Genomic DNA, 14,076 nt, shown 5'->3' with positions numbered 1-14,076 from the left:
GGCGCGACCGCGGTGGTCAACGCCTTCACCAGCGACACGATCAACGGGGTTGCTGCCAGCAGTGCCAATGCCGTGCTCTCGCTGGCGAGCGGCTCGACCGTTCCTGCGGGCCTGACCTTCGACACTGCCACGGGCAACGTCAACGTCGCTGCCGGCACTCCGGCGGGCACCTACAGCTTCAACTACACGATCTGCGAGAAGCTCAATCCGGGCAACTGCCAGACCGCGACCATCTCGGTAACGGTCGTGGCCGCGGCGATTGCTGCCGATCCCGACACCGCACCGCCGGTCAACGGCGCGACCGGTTCTGCCAACGTGGTCGACGTGCTCGACGGCGATACGCTGAACGGTGCACCGGTGACCCTGGCTCAGGTCGACCTGACGGTCACCACGCCGGCAACCCCTGCTACCCCGGGCGCTCCGGTCCCGACGCTCGATGTTGCTACCGGCCAGGTCTCGGTCCCGGCTGGAACCCCGGCGGGCACCTACTCGATCGTCTACGAGATCTGCGAAAAGCTCAACCCGGGCAACTGCGCGTCCAACACCGTCAGCATCACCATCGAGGCAGCTTCGATTGCTGCAGACAACGAATCGGTATCTGGGATCAACGGTCTTGCCGGCCAAGCAGGCGTGCTCGATGTGCTTGATGGTGATACGCTCAACGGGGCTCCCGCCTCGCTCAGCTCCGTCAACCTGTCGGTCACGACCGCAGCGACACCGATTAACGGTGGCCCGGTCCCGACGCTCAACCCGGCGACCGGCCTCGTGGACGTCCCGGCAGGTACTCCGGCGGGCTCTTATTCGATCGTCTACGAGATCTGTGAGAAGCTCAATCCAGGCAACTGCGCTACCGCGACGGCAACGGTTACGGTTGCGCCCTCCATCGATCTTGAGATCACCAAGACCGACGGCAAGACCGACGTCTTCTCGGGCGAGACAGTTACCTACAGTCTCACCATCACAAACCTTGGGCCGGATACCGCAACCGGTGCGGTTGTGCGGGATGTTCCCGGCGCTGGCCTGACCTGTCCCGCTACCAATGTGTTGACGTTCTCGGGTGCGGGTATCCCTTCGGGCAGCTTTACGATTGCCGACCTGGTGGGCTCCGGCGTGACACTCGGCAGCCTCGCTCAGAACCAGTCCGTGACGATCACCTACTCCTGCACGGTGGAATAAACATGACGAGGCGGCAAACCGGAACGGAGCTGGCAACTCCAAACCGACGCAGTAGGAAACTCTCAGGCTACGTCAGATTGCTGGCGAGCGCGCTTCCAGTCGTCGGTTTGCCGCTCTCGGTCGCAGCTTGGTCTGGGTCGACCATCAACACTGCTTCGGTTTCCGCACCTGCCGGGGCGCTGGAGGCCAATTTGGCCAACAATGAGGCGGTGGATTCGAACACCATCTTGGCCAGCATAGTCGCCGCAAACGACGCTGCTTCCGCAATAAACGGGACGGCGGGCGCGGCCAATGTGCTGAATGTCTTCGCTGGCGATACTGTCGGAGGCGTGCAGGCCGGTCCTGCCAATGGGGTGTTGCAACTCGCCGACGGTAGCAACCTGCCTGCAGGCCTGACGTTTGATCCGGCGACGGGCAATGTCAGTGTAGCATCGGGCACGGCTGCGGGCACCTACAGCTTCGATTACTCGCTATGCGAGATTGCAAATCCGTCAAACTGCAAAACGGCAACCGTCTCGATTGAAGTGACGGCCGGAGAGATATCAGCTGTCGACGATGCAGTATCCGGTATCAACGGTCTTGTCGGTGCGGCGGGGGTGCTCGACGTAATCCCTGGCGACTTGCTGAACGGCCAGCAAGTCGAACTTGCGGATGTGGCCATGACCATCACGTCAACGGCGACGCCAGTGAATGGCGGGCCGGTGCCCGTGCTGAATATCGAAACCGGTCTTGTAGATGTCTCTCCTGGTACGCCAGCTGGCATTTATGCAATTGGTTATCAGATTTGCGAGAAGCTCAACCCGACTAACTGCGCGACCGCAGTCGCAAGCGTCACAGTCGTTGCAGCGCCCCTTTCTGCCAATTCCGACGCTCCCGTGCCGGTGAATAGCGCTGTCGGCGGTAAGGCTATCATTAATGCGTTCGCGAATGACACTCTCAATGGTGTGTCCGTCGCTACGGGAGCCATTGTCGCTACGGTGACCAGCCCGGCCATGCCAATCAACGGAGCCAGCGTACCGGTGCTTAATCCGGAAACTGGTGACGTGGATGTGCCGCCTGGCACTGCAGCCGGCACCTACACCATAAGCTACCAGATCTGCGAAAGGCTCAACCCTGCGAACTGTGCCACAGGCACCATCACCATCGTGGTCGAGGCCGCAGTGGGCAGCGTTTCCGGGACCGTCTATTCCGACCTCAACAGCGACCGCAGGCTCGATGAGGGTGATTTGCGGCAAGCGGGATGGATCGTCGAACTGGTCGTCGACGGCAAATTGGTGGCGACAACGACAAGCAACATTCAGGGCAACTACAGGTTTGCTGGCCTGCCGGCTGGCGTCGGCTACACGGTTCGCTTCCGGAACCCGGAAAACAATGTTGTCTACGATCAGATCACGGATATCCGCGTTGGCGCGAATGAAACGATCGTCGACCAGAACTTGCCGATTGATCCATCGGGGGTGGTCTATAATTCGGTAACGCGCAATCCCCTTGCCGGAGTCACGCTCGGCCTTGCCGATGCCAGCGGCAACCTGTTACCGGCCGCATGTTTCATTGACGCTTCCCAACGCAGCCAGGTGACGGGGCCATCGGGCGCCTATCGCTTTGATATCGTACCCGGCGCCGATGCTGCATGCCCGGTTGACGAAACCATCTACCGGATCGTTGTCACACCACCGAGCGGCTACTCCAGCCCGTCATCGGTGCTTCTTCCGCAGGCTGGCGACTTGGACCCGACAGGTCGTGGCGATCCATTCCTCGTTGCGGCAAGTGCTAACCCGCCGACCGACGGTTCGCCAATCTACTACCTGACCTTCAGGCTGCAGCTGGGCGATCCTAATGTCGTGCACAATCACATACCGCTCGACCCATTCCTTACCCGCGATCCTCTTGTAGTTACCAAGACCTCGCCTCGGCGTAGCGCCGGTACCGGCGACCTTGTTCCTTACGAGATTGTTGTCCGCAACACTGAAAACGTTCAGCGCGCGGGTGTCGATGTGATCGACATTTTGCCGCCGGGCATGAAGTACGTTCTGGGTAGCGCTTCGGTCGATGGCATCCAGCTGGAACCTGTCGAAGCGAACTCGGGGCGCGAACTCGTGTGGCGCAACCAAGTCATACCCGCGAACGGCGTAGTGAGCTATACGCTCACCCTTGTTGTCGGTGCAGGGATCGCCTCGGGCGAGAAGACCAACACAGGTGTGGCCGAGAATGGTGCTACTGGAAGCGTCATTTCGAACCGAGGCACTTCAACCGTATCGATCGTGCCGAGCGCGGTTTTTGACTGTTCCGAACTTCTGGGCAAGGTATTCGAGGACATCAACCGCAACGGTTATCAGGACGAAGGCGAACCCGGCCTGCCGGGAGCTCGACTGGTCACGGTCAACGGCCAGCTCGTCACGACCGACGAATACGGCCGTTACCACATTGCCTGCGCCGCCGTTCCCGATGCGCGCATCGGCTCGAACTTCGTGCTCAAGCTCGACCCGCGCTCGCTGCCTCTTGGCTGGGAGCCGACCACCGATAACCCTCGCTCCATCCGCCTGACGCGCGGCAAGTTTGGCGAACTCAATTTCGGAGTCGCCCCGCAAGAAGCAAAGACCCCCGCCGACCGCTTGGGCGAGGGGGAGTAGAGCCATGACCAACCCGATCCGACAGTTTGTCCGCGATATGCCGCGCCACCTTTGCGAAGTGGTCGCTCACCCCCGTCCGGCGCGCACGGCCCTGCTGCTGCACGGTTCCATGCTGGCCGTCACCATGGTGAGCTTTTCAGGCACGGCTTTCGCGCAAGACAGCGGCGGCCAGCCCGTTAGTTCAGTGGCAGCCCAAGCCGAGCACGACATCTACGAGATTCGCTTTCGCGCGGACACGCTGGTTGTCACACCGGTGCTCAATGCCGTTCTGACCGACCATGTGCGCACCGCCGTTGCCGGCGAAGAAGCGCATTTCCAGACCTACAGCAACTATCCCTCGTTCATCGATCATGGCGAAATCCGGGTGTTCCGCAATGGACAGTCGCCCGACTCCGAACCGCTGGCGACGCTGAAGGTCGATGAGAACGGCGCCGCTCAGTGGCAGGTGCCGGTCGACGCGCCCTCAGCACTGTTCTTCACTTACCGGGTAGTCGCCAAGGACGGCAAGTTTGACGAGACCGCGCCGAAGGAATTGACGATCGTCAACCGCGTTGTGGCCGATAACATGGATTTCGGTACCCGCCCGACGTTTCCCGAGTTCGGCAGCGTTGACCAAGCCGCGCGGCGGACAATCGACCTGACGGGCCTGATGGCCACCGTTACCGGCCGGGTAGACCCGGCTAGCGAGCGGGTGGTCGTCTCGGGCCTCGCCGTTCCGGTCGATGCAAATGGCCGGTTCGCGACCCAGCAGATCGTTTCACGCGAGGACGGACAGCTGGAGGTGGTAATATCGCGAGATGGACGCGAGGTGAAGCGCGTCAAGCAGAGCTTGGTAGCGCCCTCCAGCGACTGGTTTATTGTCGGGCAAGGCGACTTGACGCTGGGTAAGTCGTCCTCCAGCGGTCCGGCCAGCATCGTCAGCGGCGATACGCTCTCCGAAGGGTCCTACGCAATCGGTCGCGCCGCATTCTATGCCAAGGGCGTGGTCGATGGTGATGTGAAGATCACCGCAGCGGTCGATACCGGTGAAACGCTGATCGAAGATCTCTTCAGCAATTTCGACCGCAAGGATCCGCGCCAGCTGCTCCGCCGGCTCAACTCCGAGCAATATTACCCCACCTATGGCGACGACTCGACCTTGGTCGAAGATGCGCCGACCCAGGGCCGGTTCTACCTGCGCGCCCAGAAGGACGCCAGCCAGCTGGTGGTCGGCAACTTCACGGCCCAAGTGACTGGGGCCGAATTGGCCCAGCTAGATCGCGGCCTTTTCGGCGCGCTGGTCGATCTCAATTCGGGCGCCACCACCAGCTTCGGGGAGCGCAAGGCCCAGCTGCTGGCTTTCGCTTCCGATCCGGGGACCATCCCGGGCCGCGAGGAATTCCGCGGCACCGGCGGCTCGCTCTATTTCCTCAAGCGGCAGGACGTCTCGGTCGGGTCGGAACGCGTGCGGATCGAAGTGCGCGACCGTGAAACCGGGCTCGTGCTGGAAAGCCGCGAACTGCACCCGCAGCAGGACTATGACTTCGACCCCTTCCAGGGTCGGCTCACCCTGCTGACCCCGCTTGCCTCGACCGTGCCCAGCGGCAGCACGGTGCGCGAAGGCAGCTCGACGGGCAATGTCCCGGTGCTGGTGGTGCGCTACGAGTACTCGCCGCCGGTCGCAAGCCTCGAGGGCTATACCCTCGGCGCGCGCGGAGCGCTGTGGCTGGCCGACAAGCTGCGCATCGGCTTGACCGCCCAGCGCGATACCGTCGAGGCGGCAGACCAGACCTTGCTCGGCGCGGATGCCGTATTCCGGCTGACTTCCGGCACCTACCTCAAGGGCGAGATCGCACAGACCGAAGGTCCGGGTTTCGGCCAGTCGAATTCGATCGATGGCGGTCTAAGCTTCACCGATATTGCCGCACCGGGGACTTCCCGGGTCGCCCGGGCATGGCGCAGCGAGCTGGCGGTCGACGTTGCCGAACTGACCCGTCGCCAAGGCAACCTGGGGCGCTTCTCGGCCTACTTCGAGCACCAGGACGAAGGGTTTTCCTCCGCCGGACGTCTGACCCCGGCCGAAACCGAGCGCTGGGGCGTGGCGGGCGACCTGCCGCTAGGCCAGTCGGGCAACCTGTCGGCCAAGTACGACGAGCTGTCCTCCGCCAGCGCCGGTACCAGCAAGACCGGGGTGGTCGACGTGACCAACCGCTTCCGCGCGGGCACCGGCACGCTGACCGCGTCGGCCGGCCTGCGGCTGGAAGATCGCGTCCCTGGCCTGCTCTACAATAGCGTGCAGGACGGTAGCCGGATCGACGGTGCGGTCGAATTGGCGTACCGACCATTGGGTGACAACTACACAGTCAGCGCATTCGGGCAGGCCACGATTGACCGTGACGCCTCCCGCAGCCGCAACAACCGCATCGGGGCAGGTCTCACGGCCGAATTGACCGACCGGCTCTCGTTCGCCGGCGAATTATCCGAAGGCGATGGGGGCTTGGGAGCCGACCTGCGGCTTAACCACCGCCTTGGCGAGGGGTCGGAGGCGTATGTTGGTTATGCGGTATTCGCTGACAGGACCGATACTGGACTGGATGCGACAAATATTTTCACCCGATCCAACCGCGGTACACTGACTGTCGGGGCGCGACAGCGTTTCTCTGATAGCCTGTCGGTGTTTGGAGAAAACCGCGTCGGGATCGGGGGATCCGCCCCGTCGCTAACCCGAAGCCTGGGGCTTCGGTTTGACCCGACTGAAAGACTGAGCGTTACCGGATCATTCGAAAACGGACGGATCGATGATGCTACAACTGGCGTGTTCCGGCGTACCGCTGCCAGTCTTGCAGTGGGGTACACAACAGAAGCTGTTCGGTTTGGGACCTCGATCGAGCTGCGCGACGAAACTGGAAATGGCCGCGAGCAGACCGTCTGGCTGTTGCGAAACAATCTGTCGTATGCCGTCAATCCGGATTGGCGTTTCTTGGGCGAACTCAACCTGGCGCAGGCCGAGAACGAAAGTCCGTCGGTCCGGGCGGCAGAGTTTACAGAGGCGATTGCCGGCTTCGCTTGGCGACCGGTAGGGAACGAGCGGGTCAACGCGTTGATCCGGTTCCAGTATTTCGAAGACCTCGGACCGGTCGGGCAACTTACAGGGTCCGGCCAGGCTCAAAGTCCGAAACAGGTCAGCATTATCGGCAGCGCGGACGTCAACTTCGACCTGTCGAAGCGACTGACATTGGGCGCTAAATACGGATACCGCGAGGGCAGGGTTTCGCTTGGCCGTGATTCCGATACATTTGTTAGCTCCGATGCCCATCTCGCTGTCGTAAGGCTGGACTACAATGTAGCCAAAGAGTGGGATTTGCTTGCTGAAGGCAGGGCGCTTTGGGTGACGGTGGCCGATGACATGCGACTTGGTGCGCTCGGCGCAATTTATCGTCACCTCGGCAACAACGTGAAGATTGGCATTGGCTATTCATGGTCCGATTTCTCGGACGACCTCACTGATCAAAGCTACACTAGCGATGGCCCCTTCCTGAACCTGCTAGGAAAGTTCTAGTGTGTGGAGCGGACAAACAATACGCATTTGGAGATTTTTCATGCGGCTGAAATTGATCGCAATTCTCGCGTCAGGCCTAATGGTTTCGCCCTCACTCGCTGCTGAACCGCCGGTTCGGCCAGGGGTAGTTTATGTGGTGGAGGCAGATGATCGAGATGCCACGGGCGCCGGAAGCGTGACAGTGAGGCCTGCGAACGAACGAGGCGAACCCGAGGAAGACGCCGCGGCGACCAAGGTAGAGATAAGCGGCTGTGATGGCGAGCTAGGCAGGTTGGCGCGCATTGATGAGGGCGGACGCGCCCGTGTGCTAAGGACTTTCGGGGAAAAGGGCCCTGCTAACGGAGCGTCTTCATCACGTGCGCCTGTGCTGCCGTCGGCGGCGGCTGGCAGCGCGCGCGGCTCTTGTCGAATCGGTTGAGCTAGGTTTTCATCGCGGCACAACGTCGACCTACCGGGCAGAGACGAATTGCGATTAGACTGACAGCACCGCCACCACCTCTTTGCACTTTTGCACCGTGCCGGCTGGCGGAGCTGCCGGCCCTGCACGGGGCTACGATGTTACGCGGCCAGCTTGGCCGGGCAATAGCGGGCGAGATATTGTTCGTGGCCGGGCATGTTCTGCACGACGTAGCGGATGGACTGTTCCATCTCGTCTAGCTCGGCCCGGGTCTTTGCCAGGTCGAAGGTGTCCGCGATCGGGTTGTGTCCCTGCATCGGAATGCGCTGGCCCATCATCACGGCAGCCCAGCTCGTTTCCGTGAACAGCTCGTCCTCTTCCCTGAAGATCTGTCCGGTCGCCTTGAACAGCTCGATCTTCTGGGTGAGCGTATCGGGCACCGGCATGTTGCGGCAATAGTTCCAGAACTCCGAGTCCGAACGCTCCGTCGCCTTGTAGTGCAGGATCAGGAAATCGCGGATGCGGGCGTATTCCCTGGTAGTCAGCCGGTTGAAGGTGTCGCGCTGGGCATCGGTGATCCCGTCCAGCGACAGCATCGATACCAGCTTGTCGACCGCCGTGTTGATGAGGTGGATCGAGGTGGACTCGAGCGGCTCCATGAAACCGGCGGCGAGGCCGACGGCCACGACATTGCGGTTCCAGAAGCGGTTGCGATGGCCGGTGACAAATCGCAGGTGGTTCGGGGCGGCGGTCGGCTTGCCGGCAATGTTCGCCACCAGGATGTCGTGCGCTTCGTCCGCTTCCATGAAGCTGCTGCAGTATACGTGTCCATTGCCGTTGCGATGCTGCAAAGGCACTTGCCACTGCCAGCCGGCCGAATGCGCCGTCGCGCGCGTGTAGGGCGGGGGAGGGCTGCCGTCGTCGCGATTGCACGGCAAGGCCACCGCACGGTCGCACGGCAGCCAGTGGGTCCATTCGGTGTATCCCGTCTGCAGGGCCTGCTCGATCAGCAGGCCCCTGAACCCGGAGCAGTCGATGAACAGGTCGCCGGCAATATCGTCGCCGCTGTCGAGCCTGACGGAGGCCACGTCGCCGGATTCGCCATGCAGGGCGACATCGACGATCTTCCCTTCCCGGCGCAGGACGCCGCGTTTCTCTGCATAGCGGCGGAGAAAGCCGGCATAGGCCGTGGCGTTGATGTGGTAGGCGTAGTTCACCGGCGGTAGATCGTCCCGCCCTGCTGCACCGGCGTAGTCCGGCGTCCGGCTGAAGCGCCCGAAATAGGCTGCCATGGTTTCGACATTGAAAGCCTGGATCGGCCGCTTGTCACCGGCGGCGCGCAGCCTGTGCCAGACGTGCTGGAAGGATATTCCCCCCATCGTGTAGCCGTAGGCGCCGAAGGGATGGATATAGCTGTCGCCGAGCTGACCCCAGTTCACGAATTGGATGCCCAGCTTGAAACTGCCCTGGACCGCCGACAGCAATTCCGCTTCGTCGATCTCGAGCAATTCGTTGAAGTTGACGAAGGGAGGGATGGTCGCCTCGCCGACGCCGACGGTCCCGATGGCCTCGGACTCGACGAGGGTGATCTCCACCAGCCCGTTGGTGCGCAGTCGCGACAGCGCGGCGGCCGCCATCCATCCGGCCGTTCCGCCGCCAACAATCACGATGTGCCTGATAGCCATGTGTCCAACATCCCCTTCACGTGCGAGATTCTTACAACCCCCTTGCCATGCCCGCCATCTGGCTCAAGGCACGTAGGCACGGGAACGGCAAACCGCCCGCATTGTGGCTACCATGCCACAGCATAATTGTGAACGTTCATTTCTGATCTTGTGAACGCTCTCAATTTCGTTTAATCGACAATTACGGCAACGCATACGAATGTGGTCCGTGGGGATCCTGTCGCCCCGAGGTACAGGATGGATGCTTAGGGAGGATAGGCCTTGTCACGCCTTGCCATGACACGTCGCACGATAGAATCGCACCGCATTCCGCGCCGCACGCTGGCGCTTGGTACCGCCTCGGCCATCGCGCTATGCGCCATGATGGCCCAGCCGGCTTATGCCCAGGATGCCGAGGAAGAGCCCGAGGCCGAAGAGACTGCGGCCGAAGATGCGAATGTGATCACCGTCACCGGTTTCCGTGCCTCGCTGCAGAGCGCGCAGAATATCAAGCGCGATGCAGACACTTTCGTCGATGCGATCACCGCCGAAGACATCGGCGCCTTGCCCGACCGGTCGGTGGCCGAAGCTTTGCAGCGTGTGCCGGGCGTGAACATCGGCCGTTTCGAGAAGACCAGCGATCCTGACCGTTTTTCGGTCGAGGGCACGGGCGTGATCGTGCGCGGCCTGCCGTTCGTGCGGTCCGAACTCAACGGTCGAGACATCTTCTCTGCCAACGGCGGCACTGTACTCAGCTTCAATGATGTCTCGCCCGAACTGCTCGGCCGGGTCGAGGTGTTCAAGAACGTCACGGCCGACATGGTCGAAGGCGGCATCTCCGGCATCGTCAACCTGGTGACGCGCAAGCCGCTCGACAGCAACGGCTTCAAGCTCGCCGGTACGGTCGGCGCCAATTACGGCGACCTGGCGAAGGAATGGTCGCCCGAATTCTCCTTCATCGCCTCGAACGTCTGGGAAAACGATGCGGGACGGCTGGGCGTCCAGCTCGGCTATGCCAATTCCGAACTCATCAGCCGCACCGATGCCTCGCAGCTGACCGACCCCTGCTATCGCGCCGATACGCTCAACGGCCCGTGCCAGCGCGTGCTTTCGGTGGGTTCGGGCGGCTTCGGCAGCACTCCGGCCTTCGATGAAAGCAACTTCCCGCCTCCGGGCACGGTGATCGCTCCCAAGGGCGCGGGCGTGCGCACGACCGATCTCGAACGCGACCGCGAGGCATGGTCGGGAACGATCCAGTACGAAGATCCGACAGGCGACTTCGTGGCGACATTCGAATGGCTGCGCTCGGAAACATCGTTCTACACCGACGAATACGCCATTCTCGCGCTGGTGAACGACGACGCCCTGTTCCCCGTCCCGCGTGCGGGCAGTACATGGGAGTTCGACGAGAACGGCGTTTTCCAGAGCGGTATCCTGACGCAGCGGCCCGGCGATGCCTATGCCACGCCGTTCGGACGCGGCGGTATCCCGATGGAATCCCTGCGGTTCCAGCGTGATACGCAGGCCACCACGGAAGATTTCTCGTTCGACATCAAGTGGAACGTGAGTGATCGGTTACGTTTGAGCTTCGAAGCGCAACGGGTCGAATCCGATCTCAGCCGCGATTCGATCATCGGTGCCATGAACACCTGGGCCGATGTATCGATCGACGCCAGCGGCAGCACCCCGCAGATCGAGTTCCTGGCGCCGATCGGTGCACCGGCCGATTACTTCTCCAGCGGGTTCTACACCTACTACTGGTTCCTGCTCGACAGCATCGAAGCCAACGAAGGCGAGCTAGACACGCTGCGGCTCGATGGCGAGTACGACATCAGCGACGACGGCTTCATCAAGAAGGCTCGCTTCGGCGTGCGCTGGAGCGATCGCGAGCGTACCAACCGCAACACCAACTTCAGCACCTGGGGCAATCTTTCCGCGCCCTGGGCCGGTCGTGCGGGTTGCGCCCCCTGGGGCTCGGGCCCGAATTGCCCGTTCCAGCCGGGCCGGTTCTTCACCGGCTTGCCGGGCCAGGACTTTGCCATCGCGGGTGGCGCCTACATCAGCGACTTCCCGAATTATGCGCAGGTACGCAATCCGTTCGCCGGTAATTTCCAGCGCGGCAATGCGCCGACGCCGATCGTGGACGGGGCGGCCTGGTTCTTCGGCGGGGACGATTTCCTCGGCGAATACCTCGCCGGCACTTCGAAGCGGCAGGCCCAGGAAATCAACCTGTTCTCGCAGACGCCGAACCCGTTCTTCGGCGTCCAGGGGCGCTCGTTCACCCAGATCGACGGCACTGTCGTACCGTGCGATCCCTACTGCCCGCCCGAGGTTTCGACCGTCGGCGAGGAAACCAAGGCTGCCTACGCCCGCGTCGATTTCGGGACCGATTTCGACAACGGCTGGAACATCGAAGGCAACATCGGGCTTCGCTATGTCGAAACCAAGGTCCGCACGGGCGGTCTGATCGGCTTCCCCAACGGGTTCTTCTTCGACAACGGGCCGGCCGGTAATCGCGACGGCCGGGTCCAGGTCGCTGAAATCGTCGGCCAGTGCAACCAGACGCCGCCCGGGCAGACATTGCCGGGCTATTGCAGCCTGTCGACCGCGCGGCAGCAGGAATTTGCCAACGCCTTTACCGGCGAATTCCTGATCGATGACCGGGACATCACTTTCGACCACTGGCTCCCCAGCCTCAACCTGAAACTGGATGTTGGCGGGGGACTGCTGTTCCGTGCCGCGGTGTCGAAGGGCATCTCGCGACCGGACCTGCAGTTGTTCACCGCCGGGGGCGCAATCGGCGACAACACCAACGACCTCCGCGCAGAAGGCACGCTTGAAACGGGGCCACTGTTCCAGCTGTTCACAGGCAACCGCAATGTTCGCCCGGTAACCTCCTGGAATTACGACCTTTCTGCCGAGTGGTATTTCGACGACGTCGGCTCGCTGACGGCCTCATTCTTCCTCAAAGACATCGAAGGCATCGTCAGCGGTGGCATCGACCTCGTTCCCTACACGAGCCCTAGCGGAACCACGCTCGAGGTCGAAGTGAACGGACCTGTGAACTCGCAGGGCGGGACGCTGAAGGGCGTTGAACTGGCCTACCAGCAGACGTTCGACTTCCTGCCCGGCCTGCTCAGCGGCTTCGGTACGCAGCTGACCTACACCTATGTGGACGGCGGCGCCTTCGGCAATACGCAGGTCGGCGGCGCGGCGCGCAGCACCTTCGCTGAACTCCAGCCGCTCGCCGGGATCTCGGAGCACACCGTCAACGCGACCCTGTTCTACGAGAAGGGACCGTTCGCGGCGAGGGCGGCCTACAACTGGCGGTCGGATTTCCTGATCACCCCGCGCGACGACATCTTCCCGTTCTCGCCGATCTGGCAGGAAGCGTCGGGCCAGCTTGATGCGTCGATCTTCTATGCCATCACCGACCAGATCAAGCTCGGCGTGCAGGGCGTGAACCTGCTCGACTCCGTCACCGAGACGACCCAGGTCGTCGACTTCGACGGGACGCGCATCACCCGGTCGGCGTTCCGCAACGACCGTCGCTTCACTTTCCTGGCGCGCTTCGACTTCTGAACGATGCGCTGACGGTACACGAACAAGGGCGGGTTCCTGATTGCAGGAACCCGCCTTTTCCTTTGCGGGCAATCGCTTATAGGATCGATACGATGAGGAAGAAGCTTGCAAGGGCCGCATTGGCGGGCGTTCTCTGCACCGCGAGCGCCGGATGTGCCACGGGCACGGTCGCCTCTTCGGCAAGTGAACCGGCAAAGTGGACGCTGGTGTGGGCCGACGAGTTCGACGGCGACCGGATCGACCGGAGCAAGTGGGATTTCGACATCGACTGCTGGGGCGGGGGCAACAACGAACGCCAGTGCTATACCGATAGCGCGCGCAACGCATCGGTAGAACAGGGTGTCCTGCGTATCGTGGCCCGCCGCGAAGACACGCGCGGGCCGGCTTTTCCGCCCTATCTTGCGGCGCAACAGCCCGATCCGCGCGCCACGGCGGTCAAACCGTTCTCGAGCGCGCGGATGGTAACGCGCGGCAAGGCGGCTTGGCGTTACGGCAAGATAGAGGTCCGGGCGAAACTGCCGCAGGGGCAGGGCACCTGGCCTGCCATCTGGATGCTGCCCGAAGACAATACCTACGGCGGGTGGGCCCGATCGGGCGAGATAGACATCCTCGAAGCGGTCAACCTGGGGGTCGAATGTCCCGCCGAACGCGGCTGCGAGGAAGGCGGCGAGAACACGATCCTCGGGACGCTGCATTTCGGCGGCGGGTGGCCGGACAACAAGTTTGCCAGCACCGAGATTGCCTATCCACCTGTGCTCGACCAAGGGTTCCATACCTTCGGCGTGGAGTGGGGCGCAGGGATATTCGTCTGGACCGTCGACGGGGTGCCCTATGCCACGAAGCGTGCGGGGGACTGGTTCACCACCGCCAGCGCCGATCCGATGGCACCGTTTGATCAGCGGTTCCACCTCATCCTCAATCTCGCCATCGGCGGCGGCCTCGCCGAAGGCAGGGCGCAGGGCGGGGTCGATGAAAGCGGTTATCCCAAGACCATGGAAGTGGACTGGGTCCGCGTCTGGCAATGTGCGCCCGGCAACGTTAGGGACGAGGGCAGCGGGACGGCCTGCATAGCTGGGAGCGACGAGTAGC

General features: G+C 62.5%; 7 protein-coding genes. 5 read left to right on the top strand and 2 right to left on the bottom strand.

The genetic code is table 11. The annotated features are described in order from the left end of the window. The coding region (locus WAB17_RS14235; protein ID WP_435417995.1) for a DUF11 domain-containing protein at positions 1 to 1,176 on the top strand (1,176 nt) is incomplete at its 5' end. 67 nt (positions 1,177 to 1,243) lie between these two features. Here the strand turns inward: WAB17_RS14235 and WAB17_RS14230 are convergent. Next, positions 1,244 to 1,414, bottom strand: a complete 171-nt coding sequence (locus tag WAB17_RS14230) for a hypothetical protein (protein WP_435417994.1) — start codon at positions 1,412 to 1,414, stop codon at positions 1,244 to 1,246. Here WAB17_RS14230 and WAB17_RS14225 point away from each other — a divergent pair. Together WAB17_RS14225 and WAB17_RS14220 are read left to right on the top strand one after the other, a co-directional pair. Then, positions 1,404 to 3,806, top strand: coding sequence for an SdrD B-like domain-containing protein (locus WAB17_RS14225; RefSeq protein ID WP_435417993.1), 2,403 nt, complete (start codon positions 1,404 to 1,406; stop codon positions 3,804 to 3,806). The genes WAB17_RS14230 and WAB17_RS14225 overlap by 11 nt on opposite strands. 4 nt (positions 3,807 to 3,810) lie before the next feature. Further along, positions 3,811 to 7,344: a hypothetical protein gene (locus WAB17_RS14220; RefSeq protein ID WP_435417992.1), complete on the top strand. Its 3,534-nt coding sequence runs from the start codon at positions 3,811 to 3,813 to the stop codon at positions 7,342 to 7,344. Positions 7,345 to 7,902: 558 nt separating this feature from the next. Here WAB17_RS14220 and WAB17_RS14215 read toward each other — a convergent pair. Beyond that, the gene (locus WAB17_RS14215) at positions 7,903 to 9,426 is read right to left on the bottom strand and encodes a tryptophan halogenase family protein (RefSeq protein ID WP_435417991.1); all 1,524 of its coding nucleotides are present in this window, start codon (positions 9,424 to 9,426) and stop codon (positions 7,903 to 7,905) included. A 276-nt stretch (positions 9,427 to 9,702) separates the two neighbouring features. Here WAB17_RS14215 and WAB17_RS14210 point away from each other — a divergent pair, with 276 nt between their 5' ends. Further along, positions 9,703 to 12,987: a TonB-dependent receptor gene (locus WAB17_RS14210; protein ID WP_435417990.1), complete on the top strand. Its 3,285-nt coding sequence runs from the start codon at positions 9,703 to 9,705 to the stop codon at positions 12,985 to 12,987. A gap of 92 nt (positions 12,988 to 13,079) precedes the next feature. Further along, a complete protein-coding gene (locus tag WAB17_RS14205; RefSeq protein WP_435417989.1) occupies positions 13,080 to 14,075 on the top strand; it encodes a glycoside hydrolase family 16 protein in 996 nt (331 codons plus the stop codon). Position 14,076 lies beyond the last annotated feature (1 nt).

This window comes from Parerythrobacter aurantius, assembly GCF_045291475.1.
In the GTDB taxonomy this organism is placed as follows: domain Bacteria; phylum Pseudomonadota; class Alphaproteobacteria; order Sphingomonadales; family Sphingomonadaceae; genus Parerythrobacter; species Parerythrobacter aurantius.
Note: the sequence above shows the minus strand (reverse complement) of the source record. Positions and strands in the feature narration are given on the sequence as shown.